Annotated in this window: 16 protein-coding genes; 14 read left to right on the top strand and 2 right to left on the bottom strand. The window is 70.1% G+C overall.

Annotated elements, in window-relative coordinates:
• Position 1: 1 nt before the first annotated feature.
• The 3 genes from ACFQ0P_RS15600 (at position 2) to ACFQ0P_RS15590 (ending at position 2347) form a co-directional block, all read left to right on the top strand.
• A complete protein-coding gene (locus ACFQ0P_RS15600) occupies positions 2–655 on the top strand; it encodes a CoA transferase subunit B (RefSeq protein ID WP_204979552.1) in 654 nt (217 codons plus the stop codon).
• The gene (locus ACFQ0P_RS15595) at positions 652–1836 is read left to right on the top strand and encodes an acetyl-CoA C-acetyltransferase (RefSeq protein WP_204979551.1); all 1185 of its coding nucleotides are present in this window, start codon (positions 652–654) and stop codon (positions 1834–1836) included. The genes ACFQ0P_RS15600 and ACFQ0P_RS15595 overlap by 4 nt, the downstream gene beginning before the upstream one ends.
• A gap of 70 nt (positions 1837–1906) precedes the next feature.
• Positions 1907–2347, top strand: coding sequence for a GNAT family N-acetyltransferase (locus ACFQ0P_RS15590; RefSeq protein ID WP_204979550.1), 441 nt, complete (start codon positions 1907–1909; stop codon positions 2345–2347).
• Here ACFQ0P_RS15590 and ACFQ0P_RS15585 read toward each other — a convergent pair.
• A complete protein-coding gene (locus tag ACFQ0P_RS15585) occupies positions 2344–2607 on the bottom strand; it encodes a hypothetical protein (protein ID WP_204979549.1) in 264 nt (87 codons plus the stop codon). The two genes, ACFQ0P_RS15590 and ACFQ0P_RS15585, sit on opposite strands and share 4 nt — an antisense overlap.
• Positions 2608–2744: 137 nt before the next feature.
• Here ACFQ0P_RS15585 and ACFQ0P_RS15580 point away from each other — a divergent pair, with 137 nt between their 5' ends.
• From ACFQ0P_RS15580 to serA, 9 genes are all read left to right on the top strand, one after another.
• On the top strand, positions 2745–4187 hold the full coding sequence (locus ACFQ0P_RS15580) for an alpha,alpha-trehalose-phosphate synthase (UDP-forming) (RefSeq protein ID WP_204979548.1): 1443 nt from the start codon (positions 2745–2747) through the stop codon (positions 4185–4187).
• Complete coding sequence (gene otsB, locus ACFQ0P_RS15575) at positions 4184–4969, top strand: trehalose-phosphatase (RefSeq protein ID WP_204979547.1); 786 nt, start codon at positions 4184–4186, stop codon at positions 4967–4969. The genes ACFQ0P_RS15580 and otsB overlap by 4 nt, the downstream gene beginning before the upstream one ends.
• 10 nt (positions 4970–4979) lie before the next feature.
• Positions 4980–6686, top strand: a complete 1707-nt coding sequence (ilvD, locus tag ACFQ0P_RS15570) for a dihydroxy-acid dehydratase (RefSeq protein ID WP_204979546.1) — start codon at positions 4980–4982, stop codon at positions 6684–6686.
• Positions 6687–6721: 35 nt separating this feature from the next.
• Positions 6722–8524 (top strand): acetolactate synthase large subunit, encoded by a 1803-nt coding sequence (locus tag ACFQ0P_RS15565; protein ID WP_204979545.1) that lies wholly within the window; start codon positions 6722–6724, stop codon positions 8522–8524.
• A 5-nt stretch (positions 8525–8529) separates the two neighbouring features.
• Complete coding sequence (gene ilvN / locus ACFQ0P_RS15560) at positions 8530–9039, top strand: acetolactate synthase small subunit (RefSeq protein WP_204979544.1); 510 nt, start codon at positions 8530–8532, stop codon at positions 9037–9039.
• Positions 9040–9070: 31 nt separating this feature from the next.
• Positions 9071–10096 (top strand): ketol-acid reductoisomerase, encoded by a 1026-nt coding sequence (gene ilvC / locus ACFQ0P_RS15555; RefSeq protein ID WP_204979543.1) that lies wholly within the window; start codon positions 9071–9073, stop codon positions 10094–10096.
• Positions 10097–10301: 205 nt separating this feature from the next.
• Entirely contained in the window at positions 10302–10835 is a 534-nt protein-coding gene (locus ACFQ0P_RS15550) for a DNA polymerase III subunit gamma/tau (protein ID WP_204979542.1), read from the top strand.
• Entirely contained in the window at positions 10832–11197 is a 366-nt protein-coding gene (locus tag ACFQ0P_RS15545) for a bacitracin resistance protein (RefSeq protein WP_378772762.1), read from the top strand. The genes ACFQ0P_RS15550 and ACFQ0P_RS15545 overlap by 4 nt, the downstream gene beginning before the upstream one ends.
• Before the next feature lie 131 nt (positions 11198–11328).
• Positions 11329–12933, top strand: a complete 1605-nt coding sequence (gene serA / locus ACFQ0P_RS15540) for a phosphoglycerate dehydrogenase (RefSeq protein WP_204979541.1) — start codon at positions 11329–11331, stop codon at positions 12931–12933.
• 106 nt (positions 12934–13039) lie between these two features.
• Here the strand turns inward: serA and ACFQ0P_RS15535 are convergent, their stop codons facing one another.
• Entirely contained in the window at positions 13040–13585 is a 546-nt protein-coding gene (locus tag ACFQ0P_RS15535) for a TetR/AcrR family transcriptional regulator (protein WP_204979540.1), read from the bottom strand.
• 63 nt (positions 13586–13648) lie between these two features.
• On the opposite strand from ACFQ0P_RS15535, the gene ACFQ0P_RS15530 reads away from it, so the two are divergent.
• Positions 13649–15190 (top strand): MFS transporter, encoded by a 1542-nt coding sequence (locus tag ACFQ0P_RS15530; protein WP_204979539.1) that lies wholly within the window; start codon positions 13649–13651, stop codon positions 15188–15190.
• A gap of 7 nt (positions 15191–15197) precedes the next feature.
• Positions 15198–16250: a 3-isopropylmalate dehydrogenase gene (locus ACFQ0P_RS15525; protein ID WP_204979538.1), complete on the top strand. Its 1053-nt coding sequence runs from the start codon at positions 15198–15200 to the stop codon at positions 16248–16250.
• Positions 16251–16287 lie beyond the last annotated feature (37 nt).

Raw genomic sequence — 16287 nt, 5'->3', positions numbered from 1 at the left:
CATGGCGCTCACCCGCAACGAGATGGCGGCGCGCGCCGCGCGCGAGCTCGCCGACGGCGCCTACGTCAACCTCGGCATCGGCCTGCCCACGCTCGTGCCGAACTACGTACCCGACGGGGTGACGGTCGTCCTGCAGTCCGAGAACGGCATCCTCGGCGTGGGGCCGTACCCCGCGGAGGACGCGGTCGACCCCGACCTCATCAACGCCGGCAAGGAGACGGTCACCACGCTCCCGGGCGCGGCCTTCTTCGACTCCGCCACGAGCTTCGGCATGATCCGCGGCGGCAAGATCGACGCGGCGATCCTCGGGGCGATGCAGGTGTCCGCCGCGGGCGACCTCGCCAACTGGATGATCCCCGGGAAGATGGTCAAGGGCCCCGGCGGCGCGATGGATCTCGTGCACGGAGCCGCGACGGTGATCGTGCTGATGGAGCACGTCGCGAAGGACGGATCGCCCAAGATCGTCGACGCGTGCTCGCTGCCGCTGACCGGCCGCGGTGTCGTCGACCGGATCATCACCGACCTCGCCGTCATCGACGTGACCGAGGATGGACTCGTGCTCGTCGAGGTCGCCCCCGGTGTGACCGTCGACGAGGTCGTCGCTGCGACCGAGCCGCCGCTCGCGATCGCCCCCGCACTTCAGGAGGAGTCATGAACCACGACGACATCGTCATCGTCGCCGCCGCCCGCACGCCCCAGGGGCGGCTGAAGGGCCAGCTCGCCCCGCTCACGGCGGTGCAGCTGGGCAGCGCCGCCATCCGTGGCGCGCTCGAGCAGGGCGGGATCCCCGCTGAGGCCGTCGACGCTGTCCTCGTCGGCCAGGTCCTCCCGGCGGGCTCCGGCCAGAACCCCGCACGTCAGGCCGCGGTGGGCGCCGGGATCGGATGGGACGTCCACGCCGGCTCCGTCAACAAGGTCTGCCTCTCCGGCCTCACCGCGATCATCGACGGCGCGCGGATGCTGACGGTCGGCGACGCCTCGGTGGTCGTCGCGGCGGGGATGGAGTCCATGACCCGGGCACCCCACCTCCTGATGGGCTCGCGCGACGGGTGGGCGTACGGCTCGATCGAGGTGCTCGACCACATGGCCTACGACGGCCTCACCGACGCCTTCGACCGGGAGAGCATGGGCGCCTCGACCGAGCGTCACAACGAGCGGTTCGAGGTGACGCGCGAGGCGCAGGATGCCGTGGCGGCTCGCTCCCACCAGCGCGCCGCACGGGCGCAGGCCGACGGCGTGTTCGACGCCGAGATCGTCCCCGTCGAGATCCCGCAGCGCAAGGGCGACCCGGTCGTCGTCACGAAGGACGAAGGCATCCGACCCGACACCACGGTCGAGACCCTCGCCGGGCTGCGTCCGGCGTTCGCGTCGGGGGGTTCGATCACCGCCGGCAACTCCTCCCAGATCTCCGACGGGGCCTCGGCCGTCGTCCTCACCCGGCGGTCCCACGCCGATGAGAACGGCTGGCAGGTACTGGCAGTCGTCGGCGCCTCGGGGCAGGTGGCGGGACCGGACAACTCCCTGCACGCGCAGCCGGCCCGCGCCATCGAGAAGGCGCTCGCGAAGCAGGGCATCGCCGCCTCGGATCTCGATCTCGTCGAGATCAACGAGGCGTTCGGCGCGGTGGTCGCACGCTCGCAGGCGGAGCTCGGTCTCTCCGACGAGGTGGTCAACCCGCACGGCGGCGGCATCGCGATCGGCCACCCGATCGGCGCGTCGGGCAACCGGCTCGTCGTGCACGCGGTGCACGAGCTCGTGCGGCGTGGGAGCGGCACGGCCGCCGTCGCACTGTGCGGCGGCGGAGGCCAGGGCGACGCCCTCATCCTCACGCGCTGACACGCGGCGAATCGGGGGCCGCGCGCGCGTTCGCCCGGGCCCGGGTCCCCGCCCGGGATACGGTCGCGGCATGGTCTCTCTCACCCCGATCACCGCTGACGACCGGCCCGCGTGGGACTCGCTGTGGCAGGCGTACCTCGAGTTCTACGAGTCCGAGCTCCCGCCGGGCGTGTCCGAGACGACGTTCGCGCGCCTCGTCGGCGACCAGCACCTGCACGGCGTGCTGGCTCGGGATGCCGCGGGCCGCCCGATCGGGCTGGTGCACTGGCTCACCCATGCGAGCACCTGGACGACGGGCGTCTACTGCTACCTCGAGGATCTGTACGTCGATCCCGATTCACGTGGCGAGGGCGTCGGCGCGGCACTCATCGGACACGTGCGGGAGTGGGCGGTGAAGTTCGGGGCCACGAAGGTGTACTGGCTGACGATGAACGACAACGTCGCCGCCCGTGCGCTCTACGACCGCGTGGCCACCTCGACCGGCTTCGTGCACTACGAGATCGAGCTCTAGGAGCGCTTGCGCCGCGCGCGGTCCTTCATGAGCTTGTCCTCCTGCCCGTGGACGGGGGAGTCCGGGTCGATCGTCCGCCCCTTCGAGGCCCGCCGCACGTCCACGATGGCGCCGATCACGAGGGCGACCGAGATGGCCCAGCTCAGCCATCCCAGGGCGGTCCGCCACGTGAACGGCGCGTCCTCGCGCAGGCTGCGCAGCAGCGTGAGACCTCCGCTGATCGCGGTCACGAGGCCGGTGCCGAAGAGGTACTTTCGCATGCGACCCACGCTAGCGCGCAGTGTCGCGCGCCGTCTCCCCTTGACAGGATGGACCCGTCGCGTCAACCCGCACGGGGCGTCTCACGGGCCGCGATAGCCTGAGGACGCCTCGTCCCCCGCCACCGCTAGGAGCCCGAGTGACCCAGGCCGATCTGGTCGTCGTCGCCAACCGCCTTCCCGTCGACCGCGTCGTCGACGCCTCCGGGGAACCCTCCTGGCGCCGCTCGCCCGGCGGTCTCGTGACCGCGCTCGAGCCCGTCATGCGGCGGGCCGACGGCGCGTGGGTGGGGTGGCCGGGCCAGCCGGACATCGACGTCGAGCCCTTCGAGTTCGAGGGCGCGCACCTCGTTCCCGTGCGACTGAGCGCCGACGAGGTCGAGAAGTACTACGAGGGGATGTCCAACGACACCTTCTGGCCGCTGTACCACGACGTGATCGCCGAGCCGCGGTATCGCCGCGTCTGGTGGGATGCCTACGTCCGGGTGAACGAGCGGTTCGCCGCTGCGGCGGCCGAGGTCGCCGCCGACGGCGCGGAGGTGTGGGTGCAGGACTACCAGCTGCAGCTGGTGCCGCGGATGCTGCGGGAGCTGCGGCCCGACCTCACGATCGGCTACTTCCACCACATCCCGTTCCCCGCGTACGGTCTCTACTCCCAACTGCCGTGGCGCCGCCAGGTTCTCGAGGGCCTCCTCGGCGCCGACGTCATCGGGTTCCAGCGCGTCGCCGATGCCGGCAACTTCGCGCGTGCGGTGAGACGGGTGCTCCGTTACGCGACCAAGGCCACCGGGATCACGGTGCCCCAGGAGGACGGCAGCACGCGCAACGCGCTCGCCAAGGCGTTCCCCATCTCGATCGACGCAGCCTCCTACATCGAGCTGGCCCGCCGGCCCGACATCCAGGCGAGGGCCGCCGAGATCCGGGAGGGCCTCGGGAATCCGAAGAAGATCCTGCTGGGCGTCGACCGTCTCGACTACACCAAGGGCATCCGCCACCGTCTCAAGGCGTTCGGCGAGCTCCTGCACGACGGCCGCGTGTCGGTCGAGGACGTCACGCTCCTCCAGGTGGCCAGCCCGAGTCGCGAGCGCGTCGAGGCGTACATGCAGCTGCGCGACGAGATCGAGCTCACGGTCGGGCGGATCAACGGCGACTTCGACACGACGGGTCATACCGCGATCCGGTACCTGCACCAGGCCTATCCCCGCGAGGAGATGGTCGCGCTGTTCCTCGCCGCGGACGTGATGCTCGTCACCGCTCTGCGCGACGGCATGAATCTCGTGGCCAAGGAATACGTCGCCGCGCGGGTGGACAATCGCGGGGTGCTGGTCCTCAGCGAGTTCGCCGGCGCGGCCGACGAACTGCCCAGCGCCGTGCGCATCAACCCCCACGACATCGACGGCATGAAGGATGCGATCATGCGCGCGATCGAGATGCCGGCGGCGGAGCAGGGTCGCCGCATGAGAGCGCTGCGGAAGCGGGTCATGGACTACGACGTCGCGCGATGGTCGCGCTCGTTCCTCGAAGCCCTCGACGAGGCGAAGGCGGCCAGGCGCAGCACGAGCGCGACGAGAGGTGAGTCATGAGCCTGCACGACCGGCACGACGCGATCGGGCGGATGGCGGCATCCGAGCGCCTCCTGGTGGCGCTGGACTTCGACGGCACGTTGGCGCCGCTGGAGGACGAGCCGATGGAGGCGCGCATGCTCCCTGTCGCTCGCGACGCCGTCGATGCGCTCCTCGCCGCTCCCGGCGTCGTCGTCGCCCTGGTCTCCGGTCGCAGCCTCTCCGACCTGCGGATCATTGCCGAGCACCGCGACGACTCGCGGTTGCTGCTGGCGGGCTCGCACGGCGCGGAGTACTGGTTCCCGGGAGAGGGTGCGTTCACGCACGAAGACGATCCCGCCGACGCCGGGCTGCGCGACGAGCTGCGCGCCCACGCGGAGAAGGTCACCGCCCAGCTCGACGGCGTGTGGATCGAGCCCAAGCGGTTCGGCTTCGGCGTGCACACGCGCAAGGCCGCGCCGCAGGACGCGGCGGAGGCGAACCGGCTCGTCGACGTGCTGGTCTCGGCCGAGGCGCCGCGCTGGCGGCGTCGCACGGGTCACAACATCGTCGAGTACGCGTTCCGTCACGAGGGGAAGGACTCCGCCGTCGCCGAGCTCCGCGAGAAGACGGATGCCACGGCCGTCCTGTTCGCCGGTGATGACGTGACCGACGAGGACGCCCTGCGCAGCCTCGGCGACGGTGATCTCGGGGTCCACGTCGGGACGCCCCCGACCGCCGCCTCGGTGTGCGTGGCCGACATCCCTGCGATGGCGGCGCTCCTCGCCGACATCGCGCGAGAGCGGGGCTCCGCGCGGTCGTAGACTCGCAGTCATGCCCCAGCCTGACAACTCCATCGACATCAAGCCCCGCAGCCGGGTGGTCACCGACGGCATCGAAGCGACGACGTCCCGCGGAATGCTCCGCGCCGTCGGCATGGGCGACGAGGACTGGGACAAGCCGCAGATCGGCATCGCGTCGAGCTGGAACGAGATCACCCCCTGCAACCTGAGCCTCGACAGGCTCGCGCAGGGCGCCAAGGAGGGCGTGCACGCCGGTGGCGGCTACCCCCTCCAGTTCGGCACGATCTCCGTCTCCGACGGCATCTCGATGGGTCACGAGGGGATGCACTTCTCGCTCGTGTCGCGCGAGGTCATCGCCGATTCGGTCGAGACCGTCATGATGGCCGAGCGCCTCGATGGCTCGGTCCTCCTCGCGGGCTGCGACAAGTCGATCCCCGGCATGCTCATGGCCTCCGCGCGCCTGGACCTGTCGAGCGTGTTCCTGTACGCCGGGTCGATCGCTCCCGGCTGGGTCAAGCTCTCGGACGGCACCGAGAAGGACGTCACGATCATCGACTCGTTCGAGGCGGTGGGCGCGTGCCTCGCCGGCAAGATGAGCGAGGCCGATCTCAAGCGCATCGAGTGCGCGATCGCGCCCGGCGAGGGGGCGTGCGGCGGCATGTACACCGCCAACACGATGGCCTCCGTCGCCGAGGCCCTCGGCCTCAGCCTTCCCGGCTCGGCGGCGCCGCCCTCGGCCGATCGTCGTCGGGACTACTACGCGCACCGCTCGGGCGAAGCGGTGGTGAACCTCCTCCGTCAGGGCATCACGACCCGCGACATCCTCACCAAGGAGTCGTTCGAGAATGCGATCGCCCTCGCGATGGCCCTGGGCGGCTCGACCAATGTCGTCCTGCACCTGCTCGCGATCGCGCGCGAGGCCGACGTCGAGCTCAGCCTCCACGACTTCAACCGCATCGGCGACAAGGTTCCGCACGTCGCCGACATGAAGCCGTTCGGGAAGTACGTCATGAACGACGTCGACCGTCACGGCGGGATCCCGGTCATCATGAAGGCGATGCTCGACGAGGGCCTGCTCCACGGCGACGCGCTCACCGTCACCGGGAAGACCCTCGCCGAGAACCTCGCCGACCTCGATCCCGACCCCATCGACGGCACCGTCATCCATACCTTCGACGACCCGATCCACGCGACGGGCGGCATCACGATCCTCCACGGCTCGATGGCCCCCGAGGGCGCTGTCGTCAAGACCGCCGGCTTCGACGCCGCCGTCTTCGAGGGCCCCGCCCGGGTGTTCGAGCGGGAGCGCGCCGCAATGGACGCGCTGGAGGCGGGGGAGATCGTCGCCGGCGATGTCGTCGTCATCCGCTACGAGGGCCCCAAGGGCGGCCCGGGGATGCGGGAGATGCTCGCGATCACCGCCGCCATCAAGGGCGCGGGGCTCGGAAAAGATGTACTACTGTTGACGGACGGACGATTCTCAGGCGGCACAACCGGCCTGTGCATCGGCCACATAGCACCCGAAGCGGTGGACGCAGGTCCCATCGCCTTCGTGCGCGATGGTGATCTGATACGGGTCGATATCGCGGCTCGCAGTCTCGACCTACTCGTCGACGATGCAGAGCTCGACTCCCGCCGCTCTGGCTGGGAGCCTCTTCCTCCGCGCTATACCCGTGGCGTCCTTGCCAAATACTCCCGTCTCGTGCGCTCTGCTGCAGAGGGCGCGACGACGGGCTGATGGCGTCCGACTACTCACCCTCGAGGAATCCCACCATGCCCGCCGAAACCGTTGCGGCCGTTCCCCGGCCCCCCGCTCGCACCGCCGCCGCGCCCGTGCTCACGGGCGCGCAGGCGGTCGTCCGCTCGCTCGAGCTGCTCGGCGTCACCGACGTCTTCGGGCTGCCGGGCGGCGCCATTCTTCCCGTGTACGACCCGCTCATGGACTCGAGCGACCTCCGCCACATCCTCGTGCGCCATGAGCAGGGCGCCGGCCACGCGGCCGAGGGCTACGCGGCTGCCTCGAACAAGGTCGGCGTCGCCATCGCGACGTCGGGCCCGGGTGCGACCAACCTGGTCACGGCGATCGCGGACGCCTACATGGACTCCGTGCCGATCGTGTGCATCACCGGTCAGGTCTTCTCCAACCTCATGGGGACCGACGCCTTCCAGGAGGCCGACATCGTCGGCATCACGATGCCGATCACGAAGCACTCGTTCCTCGTGAAGGACGCCGCCGAGATCCCCGGCGCGATCGCGGCCGCGTTCGAGATCGCGGGGACAGGACGACCCGGACCGGTTCTCGTGGACATCACGAAGGACGCGCAGCAGGCCGAGGTCCCGTTCGTGTGGCCCCCGAAGATCGACCTGCCGGGGTACCGGCCGGTGACGAAGGCCCACGGCAAGCAGATCCAGGCGGCGGCGCAGCTGATCGCCGCGGCGAAGAAGCCCGTGCTGTACGTCGGCGGCGGCGTCATCCGCGCGCAGGCCTCCGACGAGCTGCGTGCGCTGGCCGAGTCGACCGGCGCACCCGTGGTGACGACGCTCATGGCGCGCGGAGCGTTCCCCGACTCGCACCCGCAGCACCTCGGCATGCCCGGCATGCACGGCACCGTGCCCGCGGTCCTCGCGCTCCAGGAGGCCGACCTCCTCGTGTCGCTCGGCGCGCGGTTCGACGACCGGGTGACGGGCAAGGCCGCGCTGTTCGCGCCGCACGCGCAGGTCGTGCACGTCGACATCGACCCGGCGGAGATCTCCAAGATCCGCACGGCCGACGTGCCGATCGTCGGCGACCTCAAGGAGGTGCTCGTCGACCTCGATGTGGCCTTCCGCCAGGCGGCCGCGTCCACGAGCCCCGACATCGCGGAGTGGTGGTCGTTCCTCGACGGGCTGCGCGACGAGTTCCCGCTCGGCTACACGCAGCCGAGCGACGGGCTCATGTCGCCGCAGTACGTGATCCAGCGCATCGGCGAGCTGACCGGGCCCGAGGGCGTCTACGCCGCGGGCGTGGGTCAGCACCAGATGTGGGCCGCCCAGTTCATCAAGTACGAGCGGCCGAACGCATGGCTCAACTCCGGGGGCGCCGGCACGATGGGCTACTCGGTGCCGGCGGCGATGGGTGCGAAGGTCGCCCAGCCGGATCGCCACGTGTGGGCGATCGACGGCGACGGATGCTTCCAGATGACCAACCAGGAACTCGCCACCTGCGCGATCAACAAGATCCCGATCAAGGTCGCGATCATCAACAACTCGTCCCTCGGCATGGTGCGGCAGTGGCAGACGCTGTTCTACGACGGCCGCTACTCGCACACCGACCTCAACACCGGGCACGACACCATCCGCATCCCCGACTTCGTGAAGCTGGCGGAGGCGTACGGGTGCCTCGCGATCCGCGTCGAGAAGGAGGAGGACGTGGATGCCGCGATCCAGACCGCGCTCGAGACGAACGACCGCCCCGTGGTGATCGACTTCGTCGTGAGCGCCGACGCGATGGTGTGGCCCATGGTGCCGCAGGGGGTCAGCAACAGCTACGTCCAGTACGCCCGCGACCACGCGCCCGCGTTCGAGCAGGAGGACTGAGCCGCATGACCACCCACGTGCTGAGCCTCCTCGTCGAGGACAAGCCCGGTCTGCTGACCCGTGTCGCGGGGCTGTTCGCGCGCCGCGGCTTCAACATCGAGTCGCTCGCGGTGGGCGTGACCGAGGTCCCCGGCCTCTCGCGCATCACCGTCGTGGTCGACGTCGACGAGCTGCCCCTGGAGCAGGTGACGAAGCAGCTCAACAAGCTCGTCAACGTCATCAAGATCGTCGAACTCGACCCCGCGGCATCCGTCCAGCGCGAGCACATGCTCATCAAGGTGCGCGCCGACAATCAGACCCGATCGAGCGTTCTCGAGGTCGTGAACCTCTTCCGCGCCTCGGTCGTCGACTACGCCGCCGACGCGCTCGTCGTCGAGGTGACGGGCGACAAGGGCAAGATCGACGCCCTGCTGCGTGCCCTCGAGCCGTTCGGCGTGAAGGAGCTCGCCCAGTCCGGCCTGCTCGCGATCGGCCGCGGCGGCAAGAGCATCACCGAGCGCGTTCTGCGCGGCTGACATCCACCCCCATCAAGGAGAAACACACACCATGGCTGAACTCTTCTACGACGACGACGCCGACCTGTCGCTCATCCAGGGCAAGAAGGTCGCGATCGTCGGCTACGGCTCGCAGGGCCACGCCCACGCGCAGAACCTGCGCGACTCGGGCGTCGAGGTCGTCATCGCCCTCAAGGAGGGCTCGAAGTCGACCCAGAAGGCGCAGGACGAGGGCTTCGAGGTCAAGTCGGTCGCCGAGGCCGCCCAGTGGGCCGACCTGATCATGATCCTCGCGCCGGACCAGCACCAGCGAGGCATCTACAACGACGAGATCAAGCCGCACCTCACTCCGGGCAAGACGCTCGCCTTCGCGCACGGCTTCAACATCCGCTTCGGCTACATCGAGGCTCCCGAGGGCGTCGACGTGATCCTCGTCGCCCCCAAGGCCCCGGGCCACACGGTTCGTCGCGAGTACGTCGCCGGGCGCGGCATCCCCGACATCATCGCCGTCGAGCAGGACGCGTCGGGCACCGCGTGGGAGACGGCCAAGTCCTATGCGAAGGCCATCGGCGGCACGCGCGCCGGGGTCATCAAGACGACGTTCACCGAAGAGACCGAGACCGACCTGTTCGGCGAGCAGGCCGTGCTGTGCGGCGGTGTCTCGCAGCTCGTCCAGTACGGCTTCGAGACGCTCACCGAGGCCGGCTACCAGCCTCAGATCGCCTACTTCGAGGTGCTCCACGAGCTCAAGCTCATCGTCGACCTCATGTGGGAGGGCGGCATCGCCAAGCAGCGCTGGTCGGTATCCGACACGGCGGAGTACGGCGACTACGTCTCGGGCCCGCGCGTCATCGACCCGCACGTCAAGGAGAACATGCAGGCCGTGCTCGCCGACATCCAGTCGGGTGCGTTCGCGAAGCGCTTCATCGACGACCAGGACAACGGCGCCGTCGAGTTCCAGGAGCTGCGCGCCAAGGCCGCCCAGCACCCGATCGAGGAGGTCGGCCGCGACCTCCGCGGCCTGTTCGCCTGGAAGCAGCAGGACGCCGACTACACCGAGGGCAGCGCGGCGCGCTGACCGAGGTAGTTCAGGTTGAGTAGCGGCGAAGCCGCGTATCGAAACCAGGGCAGCGCGGCGCGCTGACCTTCCATCGAGCCAGTCGTACCCACCGGAACGGCTCCAGGCCCGATGGCCGCCACCCCCGATCGGGGCGGCGGTCATCGGGCCGCTTTCGTTTTGCTCCCTCGGCGAGTCGGACGGCGAGCCTCGCTACGCTGGGGGAGTGCCGACCGGACGCGACGACGATGCCCTGACCTGGGGAGACGACGATCCGACCCTCGACGTCGGCGCGCCCGCCGGCGAAGACGCAGCCCCCTCCGACCCGCCGCCAGCCTTCGATCCGGCGGCGCTGCCGGACGGCTACACCGCCGTCGGGAAGGGCAGCGAGTCGGTCGCCGAAGCGGCAGAACCGCAGACGAAATCGGACGACGCGTCGACCGTCGAGGACGATGCCCAGCCCGCGATGGGCAACGCCGAGCTGATCTCCCTCGGCGTGCTGGGCGGCTTCTCGCTGCTCTTCGCCGTCGGCTGGATCATCGGCGGCCTGCGACTCCAGGGGACGGCCGAGTTCCTCGTCGCGCCGCTGGCTTACCAGGTGAGTCTGTGGCTCGCCGTCGCCGCGCCGCTCGTGTGGTTCGGCGCCGTGCTGCTCCTCACCCGGGACTCCCGCCGGTGGGTGCGCTTCACGTGGCTCATCGCCGGTGTCGTCCTCCTCGTCCCGTGGCCGTTCATCATGGTGGGGGCGATCGGACAATGACGGATTCCCTCGGGGATGCCGCGGCATCCACCTCTGCCGGCCGCCGGGCGATGCCGACCTGGGCGGTCGTGGCGATCTCGGTGCTGTTCGGGCTCTTCTACGCGTACGCGCTGTGGAACGCGGTGGCGTTCCTCATCTCACAGGCCACCGGCCCGCTCGGGCTCAACGGCTACGGCTGGTTCGTGCTGCTGCTGGCGGTCGTCTTCCCGCTCATCGCCTTCGGAGTGGCGTTCGCCCTCGGCTGGCGCCGCGTGTGGTGGCAGTTTGCGCTGGTGCTGCTCGCCGGGCTGTGCGTCGTGTCGGTGTTCTGGCTCAACGTCATCGCGTACGCGGCGGTGTACGGCGCGTCCCTGCTGGGCTGAACGCGGCGTCACACGGTCGGGGAGGCCCGCGCCCCCGCGATAGGGTGGGACACGGCCTCGCCCCCATGGCGTGCGGCGCGGCATCCGCTCTGCACTGCGCCTTCGCGCACCGCCCCCCGAAGGATGAACCCGTGACGAAGCCTGTCGTGCTGATCGCCGAAGAACTGTCTCCCGCGACGATCGACGCCCTCGGTCCCGACTTCGACGTGCGCAGCGTCGACGGCACCGACCGCCCGGCACTCCTGTCCGCTCTCGCCGACGCACACGCGGTGCTGATCCGCTCTGCGACCCGCATCGACGCCGAGGCCATCGAGGCGGCGCCTCGGCTCAAGGTGGTCGCCCGTGCCGGCGTCGGGCTCGACAACGTCGACATCAAGACGGCGACCACGGCCGGCGTCATGGTCGTCAACGCGCCGACCTCGAACATCATCTCGGCCGCAGAGCTCACCGTGGGTCACATCCTGAGCCTCGCCCGCCGCATTCCGGCGGCGCACGCCTCGCTCGCGCAAGGGCAGTGGAAGCGGAGCGCCTACACGGGCACCGAGCTGTTCGAGAAGACCGTGGGCATCATCGGGCTCGGCCGGATCGGCGCCCTCATCGCCGCGCGGCTGCAGGCGTTCGACATGCGCGTGGTCGCGTACGACCCCTACGTGACGAGCGCGCGCGCTCAGCAGCTCGGCGTGCAGCTGGTGAGCCTCGACGAGCTCCTCGAGCAGAGCGACTTCGTCACGATCCACATGCCGAAGACCCCCGAGACGACCGGGATGATCGGCGCGGCGCAGTTCCGCGTCATGAAGCCGACCGCTTACGTCGTGAACGTCGCGCGCGGCGGCCTCATCGACGAGGCGGCGCTCCACGAGGCGCTCACCACCGGCGAGATCGCGGGCGCGGGGCTCGACGTGTTCACGAGCGAGCCGCCCGCCGAGGGCGGAACGGCCCGTGCGCTGCTCGACCTGCCGAACGTCGTCGTCACCCCGCACCTGGGCGCTTCGACCGAGGAGGCGCAGGAGAAGGCCGGCGTCTCTGTCGCCCGCTCCGTGCGCCTCGCGCTGGGCGGCGAGCTCGTCCCGGATGCCGTCAACGTCGCCGGCGGTGTCATCGACCCGTACGTGCGTCCCGGCATCCCGCTCGTCGAGAAGCTCGGTCAGATCTTCGCGGCCCTCGCGCACTCGCCGCTCACGAGTCTCGACGTCGAGGTGCACGGCGAGCTCAACTCGTACGACGTGAGCGTCCTCAAGCTCGCGGCCCTCAAGGGCGTGTTCACCAACATCGTGAGCGAGACGGTCTCGTACGTCAACGCGCCGCTCCTGGCCGAGCAGCGCGGCGTCGAGGTGCGGCTCCTCGTCGACGACGACAGCCCCGAGTATCGCAACATCATCACGCTGCGCGGCGCGCTGTCCGACGGCTCCCAGCTGTCGGTCTCGGGCACGCTCACGGGCACGAAGCAGATCGAGAAGCTCGTCGGCATCAACGACTACGCGATCGAGCTGCCCATCGAGCAGCACCACGTGGTGATGGTCTACACCGACCGCCCCGGAATCGTGGCGATCTACGGGCAGAAGTTCGGCGAGGCGGGCATCAACATCGCGGGGATGCAGATCGCCCGCCGCGAGGCCGGCGGTCAGGCGCTGTCGGTCCTGACGGTGGACTCGCCGGTGCCCGATGCGCTGCTCGAAGAGGTGAGCTCGGCGATCCACGCCGGCCTCTTCCGGCAGATCGAGATCACCGAGTCCTGAGGCGTCCGGCCCGCGGGCACACGCGCGCGCTGCAGTTCGCGGCACGCGCTGCGTCGCGCGACGGAGCGATTGCCGGAAACTGCAGCGCAACCGGCCGCGCGCCCGTTCACACGCGCGCGGCGCGCTCCACGAGCGCGATGAGGGCGCGGAGCGCCTCGCCGCGGGGGACCGGCCCCGGGATCGATCCTCCCGAGAGTGCGTTGTTGAAGTAGAGGCCGTCGCTCACGAGCATGACGAGGTCGAGCGCCGTCTCGTCCTTCGTGTGGGGCCGCAGGGCTTCGGCCCACTGGTCGCGGATGCTGCGCAGGGCCTCGCCGGCGGCGATGTTGCCGCCCTGCGCGAGGCGGGCCGTGGCGAGAATCGCCCGGTCGATGGGGTCGTTCGAGTTCACCGACGTGTGCAGGAAGTAGGCGATCGCCCCTTCCGGCGCCGCGGTCATCGCGGCGACGTCCTCCTCGACGAGCGCCGTGAGCCGCTCGACAAGCCCGCCCTCGAGAGCGTCCTTCGAGCCGAAGTGGTAGAGGAGGCCGCCCTTGGAGACCCCGGCGGCGCGGGCCGTGGCGTCCATCGTCGCCGCGCGCTCACCCTCCTCGATGAGGAGCTGCTCGAACGCGTCGATCACCTTTTCGCGGGCGAGCGGGGGGCGACTCATGGGGTCGATCGTATCGACAGGGCGTGCAGCATCCTGATACTATACCGACCGGACGGTATAGAAATGATGACTCTCACTCAAGAACTCTCCCTCGCCGAGGCTCGCGGGCAGCGGGTCGGCTGGCGCGGCTGGGCCGCGCTCGTCGTGCTCATGCTCCCGGTGCTGCTCGTGTCGGTCGACAACACCGTGCTCAGCTTCGCGCTCCCGTCGATCGCGCTCGAGCTCGGGCCCACGAGTGCCCAGCAGCTCTGGATCATCGACGCGTACCCGCTCGTCCTCGCCGGACTGCTCGTGACGATGGGCACGCTCGGCGACCGCTTCGGGCGTCGCAGGATGCTGCTCATCGGCGCGATCGGCTTCGCCGCCGTCTCGGTGCTCGCGGCCTTCGCTCCCAGCGCCGCCTGGCTCATCGCCGCGCGTGCGGCCATGGGAGTCTTCGGCGCGATGCTCATGCCCTCGACGCTGTCGCTGCTGCGGAGCATCTTCACCGACCGCGATCAGCGGCGCCTGGCGATCGCCGTGTGGGCGGCGATGTTCTCGGCCGGCGCCGCCCTCGGTCCGATCGTGGGCGGGCTGCTGCTCGAGCACTTCGCGTGGGGCTCGGTCTTCCTCCTCTCCGTCCCGGTGCTCGTCCCGCTGCTGGTGTTCGCGCCCCTCCTGGTGCCCGAGAGCCGCGACCCGAAGCCCGGGCGCATCGACCCGCTCAGCATCCTGCTGTCCATGGCGACGATGATCCCGATCGTCTACGGCATCAAGGAGCTCGCGGTGCACGGACTCGTCACCGCCGCCTGGCTGCCGATGCTCGCGGGTGTCGGCTTCGGCGTGATCTTCGTGAGGCGCCAGCTGAGCGCGCGGGCGCCGATGCTCGACATGCGCCTGTTCCGGCGCGGCACCTTCAGCGGAGCGCTGCTGGTCAACCTCCTGAGCGTCATCGCGCTCGTGGGCTTCCTGTTCTTCGTCGCGCAGCACCTGCAGCTCATCGTCGGTCTATCACCCATGCAGGCGGGGCTCGCCCTGGTGCCGGGCCTCGCGATGATGATCGCGGCGGGGCTCGCGATCGTGCCGATCGCCAAGAGGTGGCCTGCTCGCGTCGTCGTTCCCACGGCGCTCGTGTTCTCCGTCGCCGGCTACGTCACCGTCGCCCTCACGAGCGGGACCGAGAGCATCGCCGCCCTCGTCGCGGCGTTCGTGTCGCTCGGGATCGGCATCGGCGCGGCCGAGACGGTCTCCAATGAACTCGTGCTCTCCAGTGCGCCTCCGGCCAAGGCCGGAGCCGCGAGTGCGGTCTCCGAGACCGCCTACGAGCTGGGAGCCGTGCTCGGCACCACCGTGCTGGGCGGAATCCTCACGGCGCTCTACCGCGCCAATCTCGTGATTCCCGAGGGGGTTCCGGATGCCGCAGCCTCGGCCGCAGCAGAGACCCTCGCCGGCGCGGTCCATGCCGCAGACGAGATCGGCGGGGTCGCCGGCGATGCGCTCTTCGCCGCCGCCGCCACGGCATTCGACGCCGGCGTCGTCGTGACGTCACTCCTCGGAGCGGCGCTCGTCGTGATCGCGGGAGTGATCGCGGCCACTACCCTGGGAGGGTCCCGCAAGAACTCCTAGGAGCACCATGTCGCGTGTCGTGAAGCTGGCCGTCATCCCCGGCGACGGGATCGGGCCGGAGGTGATCGCCGAGGCGGAGAAGGTCCTCGACGCGGCGACCGCGGCAAGCGGCATCCGCTTCGACAAGACCCACTTCTCGCTCGGCGCCGGACGGTTCCTCGAGACGGGCGACACGCTCACCGACGCCGACCTCGTCTCGATCGCCGCGCACGATGCGATCCTGCTCGGCGCCGTCGGGGGCGTGCCCGGAGACCCGCGCCTCAAGGACGCGAACATCGAGCGCGGGCTGCTGCTCCGGCTGCGCTTCGAACTCGACCACTATGTGAACCTGCGTCCGTCCAAGCTGTACCCGGGAGTGCCCGGTCCGCTCGCCGAACCGGGCGACATCGACTTCGTCGTCGTCCGCGAGGGCACCGAAGGTCCCTATGTCGGCAACGGCGGTTCGATCCGCCGTGGCACGCCGCACGAGGTCGCCAACGAGACCTCGGTCAACACCGCCTTCGGTGTCGAGCGGGTCGTGCGATACGCCTTCGACCTCGCCGAGCGACGTGGCAAGAAGGTCACGCTCGTCCACAAGACGAACGTCCTCGTGCACGCGGGCGGCATCTGGAAGCGGATCGTCGACGCGGTGTCCGCCGAGCACCCCGACGTCGCCGTAGACTACCTGCACGTCGACGCGGCCACCATCTTCCTGGTCACGAACCCGGGCCGATTCGACGTGATCGTCACCGACAACCTCTTCGGCGACATCCTGACCGACCTGGCCGGCGCCGTCACCGGTGGCATCGGCCTCGCCGCTTCGGGCAACATCAACCCCGACGGCGCGTTCCCCTCGATGTTCGAGCCCGTGCACGGATCGGCGCCCGACATCGCAGGTCAGCAGAAGGCCGACCCCACGGCCGCGATCCTCTCCACCGCCCTGCTGCTCGACCACCTCGGGCTGCACGGCGAGTCCCTCGCCGTCACCCGCGCGGTCGAGGCGGACATCGCGGACCGCGGTTCGGCATCCCGCACCACGGCGCAGATCGGCGACGACATCGTCGCCCGCCTCCGGGCGTAACCTGGAACCGGCAAGCGCCGCCATCCCGGGAGCACCC

It is taken from the genome of Microbacterium insulae, assembly GCF_042677065.1.
Taxonomy (GTDB): Bacteria; Actinomycetota; Actinomycetes; order Actinomycetales; family Microbacteriaceae; genus Microbacterium; species Microbacterium insulae.
This window is presented reverse-complemented; position numbering and strand designations above follow the sequence as displayed.